The sequence below is a fragment of the Corynebacterium sp. genome, from assembly GCF_012837295.1.
In the GTDB taxonomy this organism is placed as follows: domain Bacteria; phylum Actinomycetota; class Actinomycetes; order Mycobacteriales; family Mycobacteriaceae; genus Corynebacterium.
This window is the reverse complement of sequence record NZ_DURI01000346.1, coordinates 1-5501: the sequence shown is the minus strand read 5'-3', so window position 1 is coordinate 5501 and position 5501 is coordinate 1. Positions and strand designations below refer to the sequence as shown.

Below are 5501 nucleotides of genomic sequence, written 5' to 3'. Positions count from 1 at the left end.
GGGGGCGCGGGGGAGGGGCCCGAGGCGGCCGCGAGGACCGTCCGCCATGACGTCCTGCATCGCGTCGCCCGCGATCCGGGCCGCCCGCTGCTGCTGGCGCACACCCTCGACGACCAGGCGGAGACCGTGCTGCTCGGGCTGGCCCGCGGCGCCGGCCCCGCCGCATTGTCCGGCATGGCGCCCGACCGCACGTGGGACGACGGCGTCCGCGTGCTCCGGCCGTTCCTCTTCTCCGGCGGGCCGCTGCGCCGCGCCGACACCGAGGCCGTTTGCGAAGAACTCGGCGTCGCGCCGTGGCACGACCCGCACAACTCCGACGACCGCTACGCCCGGGTCCGCGCCCGTCGCGCCGCACTGCCGATGCTGGAGGAGCTCCTCGGACCGGGCATCGCAGCCAACCTCGCGCGCACGGCGGATCTCGTCCGCACCGACGCCGCCGCGCTGGACGGGTGGGCCGATGACGCGCTGGGCGACGCCCTGATCGACGCCGCCGCGCCCGCTGCCCCGGGCACGGCGAACGGGCTGGACGCGGGCACCGTCGCAAAGCTGCCCGATGCCGTGCGGACCCGCGCCCTGAAGAAGTGGGCCGAGGCCAACGGGGCGTCGGCGCTGACCACCGCCCACATCGCGGCGCTGGATAAACTCGTGGTCGACCATCGCGGGCGCGGCCCCGTCGCCCTGCCCTCCGCCGAAACCCCCGATCAGCCGGGATGCAGGTTGGAGGCGCACCGAAAAGGTGGCACTCTGGCAGTGTCGCGGGGTTCACCGGACCCCGCCGCGAACCCGCAGTGACCCCGCAGTGATCGACGAAGCGATCCCAGGAAGCAACCGCCGGCGCGCCCGCGCGGAAAGGACGACCGCATGCATGACGTCAAGGATTTCAACGTTCCGGACAACCCGTACGGGGCCGACGTCGAAGCCATCCTGATCTCCGAAGACGAGCTGCGCGCGCGCATCGCCGAAATGGCGGCCCGCGTCAACGAGCGCCACGCAGACGCCGAGGAGGACCTCATCCTCGTGGGCGTGCTCAAGGGCGCGGTGTTCTTCATGACCGACTTCGCCCGCGAGCTCAACCGCCCGACCCAGATGGAGTTCATGGCGGTGTCGTCCTACGGCAATTCGGCGTCGTCGTCGGGCGTGGTGCGCATCCTGAAGGACCTGGACCGCGACATCGAGGGCCGCGACGTCATCATCCTGGAGGACATCATCGACTCCGGCCTGACGCTGTCGTGGCTGATGAAGAACCTGCGCAACCGCAACCCGCGGACGCTGGAGGTCATCACCCTGCTGCGCAAGCCCGATGCCCTGCGCGCGAAGCTCGACATCGCCGACATCGGCTTCGACATCCCCAACGAGTTCGTCATCGGCTACGGCCTGGACTACGCCGAGCGCTACCGCGACCTGCCGTACGTCGGCACGCTGCACCCGCGCGTCTACCAGAGCTAGCAGCACGCTTCACGACGCCGCTTCACGACGCCGACGCCGCCGCGCCACCCGCGGCGGCGGCCGCGTCGCAGAGGCCCCACACACCCGAGAAAGCCAAGGCCAAGCCCCTCCATGGACAAGAACAAGGTCTTCCGGATCGCCGGCATCGTCGGCATCTTCCTCCTCCTCATCTTCGCGGTGACCACCCTCACCGACGACACGCGGTCGTTCCGCGAGGTCGACACGTCGGTGGCCATGCAGCAGATCGACGCCGGCAACGTCGCCGAGGCGCAGATCGACGACCGCGAGCAGCGGCTGCGCCTGACGCTGAAGGACGGCATCAAGGTCGAGGAGACCGAGGACGTCAAGGAGGTCATGACGCAGTACCCGGCGCGGGCGGCCGACCGGGTCTTCGAGAAGGTCTCCGGCGCCGAGGGCGTGGACAAGTACACCACCGAGGTGACGCAGGATTCGTTCCTGATGTCGACGCTCGGCTTCCTGCTGCCGATGCTGATCTTCTTCGTCCTGATCATGTGGCTGTTCAGCCGCATGCAGGGCGGCCGCGGCGGCATGTTCGGGTTCGGCAACTCCAAGGCGAAGATGCTGAACAAGGAGGAGCCGACGAACACGTTCGAGGACGTCGCCGGCGCCGACGAGGCCGTGCAGGAGCTCGACGAGATCCGCGACTTCCTGCAGAACCCCGCCCGCTACGAGGCGCTCGGCGCGAAGATCCCGCGCGGCGTGCTGCTCTACGGCCCGCCCGGCACCGGCAAGACCCTGCTGGCGCGCGCGGTGGCCGGCGAGGCCGGCGTGCCGTTCTACACGATCTCGGGCTCGGACTTCGTGGAGATGTTCGTCGGCGTCGGCGCGTCCCGCGTGCGCGACCTGTTCAACCAGGCCAAGGAAAACAGCCCCTGCATCATCTTCATCGACGAGATCGACGCCGTCGGCCGCCAGCGCGGCGCCGGCATGGGCGGCGGCCACGACGAGCGCGAGCAGACGCTGAATCAGCTGCTGGTGGAGATGGACGGTTTCTCGGACCGGTCCAGCGTGATCATCATGGCGGCGACCAACCGCCCCGACATCCTCGACCCGGCGCTGCTGCGCCCGGGCCGCTTCGACCGGCAGATCCCCGTCGGCGCGCCGGACATGGCCGGCCGCAAGGCGATCCTGGAGGTCCACGCCCGCAACAAGCCGTTGGGGCCCGACGCCGACATGGAGTCGCTGGCCAAGCGCACCGCCGGCATGTCCGGCGCCGATCTGCAGAACGTGCTCAACGAGGCCGCGCTGCTGACCGCCCGCGTCAACGGCGACGTGATCACCGCGGATGCGCTGGAGGAGGCCGTCGACCGCGTCGTCGGCGGCCCGCGCCGCACGTCGAAGGTGATTTCCGAGCAGGAGAAGAAGGTCACGGCCTACCACGAGGGCGGCCACACCCTGGCCGCGTGGGCGCTGAAGGACATCGAGCGCGTGTACAAGGTGACCATCCTCGCCCGCGGCCGCACCGGCGGCCACGCGATGACGGTGCCCGAGGACGACAAGGGCATGTACAACCTGCCCGAGCTCTTCGCCCGCCTGGTCTTCGCCATGGGCGGCCGCGCCGCCGAGGAGCTGGTCTTCGGCTTGCCGACGACCGGCGCATCCGCCGACATCGAACAGGCCACGAAGATCGCCCGCGCCATGGTCACCGAATACGGCATGACCGCGTCGCTGGGCCCCGTGAAGTACGGCGAGGAGGCCGGTGACCCGTTCGTCGGTCGCGGTGGTTCGGGCCAGCTGGACTACTCCCCGGCGGTGGCCGCGAAGATCGACGAGGAGGTGCGCGGGCTGATTTCGAAGGCGCACGACGAGGCGTACGACATCCTCAAGGAGAACCGCGACATCCTCGACGTCCTCGCCGAGAAGCTGCTGGAGAAGGAGACGCTGCGCCGCCCGGATCTGGAGGCGATGTTCACCGACGTCCGCATCCGCGAGCGCCTCGACTTCCTGGACACCGACAAGCGCCACCCGCGCGACGGCCGCGAGCCCGTGAAGACCCCGGTCGAGCTGGCGATCGAGCGCGGCGAGGAGCCGCCGCGCCGCGAGAACATCTTTGCGCCGGTGCGGCCGCGCCGCCAGGATCGCCCGATGGGCGAGGGCGACGGGGCCGACGGTGCCGACGGCGCCAACGGTGGCTCCGATGGAGTCGCCGGCGATGGCGACCAGCGGGCGCTGCCGGGGGCCGGGCATCTTCCGGGCCAGCCGGGCCGGCCGGGTGAGCCGGGCCAGCATGGTCGCCCGGGCCGGCAAGACCGACGCAACGTGCCGGTCTACGGCGGCACTCCGCCGCCCGCCGACTGGACCGTGCCGGGATGGCCGCCGAAGGACGGCGGTTCCCGCGGCGCCCACAATCCCTACGGCCAGCCGGGCCAGAACCAGCCGGGGCAGCCGGATGAGCCGAAGCAGCCCGGCGGCCACCCCGGCACCGCGAACTACCCTGCGCCGACCGGGTGGGAGCGCCCGAACCAGGGGCAGCAGGGCCAGACGCCGCAGTCCCGGCCGGGCGAGCCGCGCGGTTTCCGCCTGCCCGAGCGCGAGCAGCCCGAGCACCGCGAGACGCCGAAGAAGCGCGAAGAGGCTCCCGAGGGCCGTCCGCTGGGCGCCTCGGACTCCGAGCCGACGCGGCAGTTCCCGGCACCGGGTTCCGGCTCCAGGTCCGGTTCCGGCCGCCACCGCGCCCCGGGCTCCGATGAGCCGACGCCGCCGCGCCCCGACGAGACCCCGGACTCCGGCACGAACGGAATGGGAGATCCCCGATGAACTACGACCACCGCGATGACGAGGTCCACCCGGACATCGCCGCCGACCTCGGCGAGGACGCCGGGAACTTCGACCAGGCGCGCGCAGAGGCCGCCGTCCGCGAGCTGCTGCTGGCCGTCGGCGAGGACCCGGAAAGAGAGGGGCTGAAAGAGACCCCCGCACGCGTCGCCCGCGCCTACCGGGAGGTCTTCGCAGGCCTCCACGTCGACCCGACCAAGGTGCTGGAGAAGACCTTCGACGAGGGCCACCAGGAGCTGGTGCTGGTCAAGGACATCCCGATCTACTCCACGTGCGAGCACCACCTCGTGCCCTTCTTCGGCAAGGCGCACATCGGCTACATCCCCGGCCCCGAGGGCCGCGTGACCGGCCTGTCCAAGCTGGCCCGCCTGGTGGACCTCTACGCCAAGCGTCCCCAGGTCCAGGAACGATTGACCGGTCAGGTCGCCGACGCGCTCGTCGACAAGCTCCAGCCGACGTCGGCGATCGTCGTCATCGAATGCGAGCACCTGTGCATGGCGATGAGGGGCATCCGCAAGCCGGGCGCGACGACCATCACCTCCGCGGTGCGCGGCGGGTTCAAGTCCGACGCCCGGTCCCGTGCCGAGGCGATGTCGCTGATCACGGGGCGCTGATCGCGATGGCGCCCGTTCTGCCCGACCACGACCGCTGCCTGGTGATGGGCATCGTCAACGTCACCGAGGACAGCTTTTCCGACGGCGGCCGCTGGAACGACCCGGCCGTCGCCGTCGCCCACGCCAAGCGCCTGATGGCCGACGGCGCCGACCTCATCGACGTCGGCGGCGAATCCACCCGCCCCGGCGCGGTGCGCGTCGCCGCCGAGGAGGAGCTCGGCCGAGTCGTGCCCGTCGTGCGCGAGCTCGCCGCCGCCGGGATCCCGGTCAGCGTCGACACCATGCGCGCCGCCGTGGCGGAGGCCGCCATCGAGGCCGGTGCGGCGCTGATCAACGACGTGTCCGGCGGCCTCGCCGATCCCCGGATGCTCGACGTGTGCGCCGCCGCCGAGGTGCCCGTCTGCCTCATGCATTGGCGCACCGAGCGTTTCGGGTCCGCGTCCGGGCGCGCGGAGCCGTCCGCCGCCGGCATCGTCGCCGAGGTCCGCGACCACCTGCGGGGCCTCGCCGAGCGTGCGCTGGCCAAGGGCATCCCGGCCGAGCGGATCATCCTCGACCCGGGCCTCGGCTTCGCCAAGAACGCCGACGACAACTGGGCGCTGCTGCACGCGCTGCCCGAGCTCGTCGCCGAGGGCTACCCGGTGC

The 5501-nt window shown here is 71.6% G+C and carries 5 protein-coding genes; all 5 read left to right on the top strand.

Translation table 11 applies throughout. From position 1 onward, the window contains the following. Positions 1-792: tRNA lysidine(34) synthetase (locus GX015_RS11405; RefSeq protein WP_291345248.1), on the top strand; the 792-nt coding region annotated here is incomplete at its 5' end. Between the two features lie 69 nt (positions 793-861). Continuing rightward, complete coding sequence (gene hpt, locus GX015_RS11400) at positions 862-1446, top strand: hypoxanthine phosphoribosyltransferase (RefSeq protein WP_291345246.1); 585 nt, start codon at positions 862-864, stop codon at positions 1444-1446. Between the two features lie 111 nt (positions 1447-1557). After that, positions 1558-4224, top strand: a complete 2667-nt coding sequence (ftsH, locus tag GX015_RS11395; RefSeq protein WP_291345244.1) for an ATP-dependent zinc metalloprotease FtsH — start codon at positions 1558-1560, stop codon at positions 4222-4224. After that, positions 4221-4856 (top strand): GTP cyclohydrolase I FolE, encoded by a 636-nt coding sequence (gene folE, locus GX015_RS11390; protein ID WP_291345242.1) that lies wholly within the window; start codon positions 4221-4223, stop codon positions 4854-4856. Before ftsH ends, folE begins: the two co-directional genes overlap by 4 nt. A 5-nt stretch (positions 4857-4861) precedes the next feature. Continuing rightward, positions 4862-5501 (top strand): dihydropteroate synthase (folP, locus tag GX015_RS11385; protein WP_291345240.1); only part of this gene is annotated, 640 nt, incomplete at its 3' end.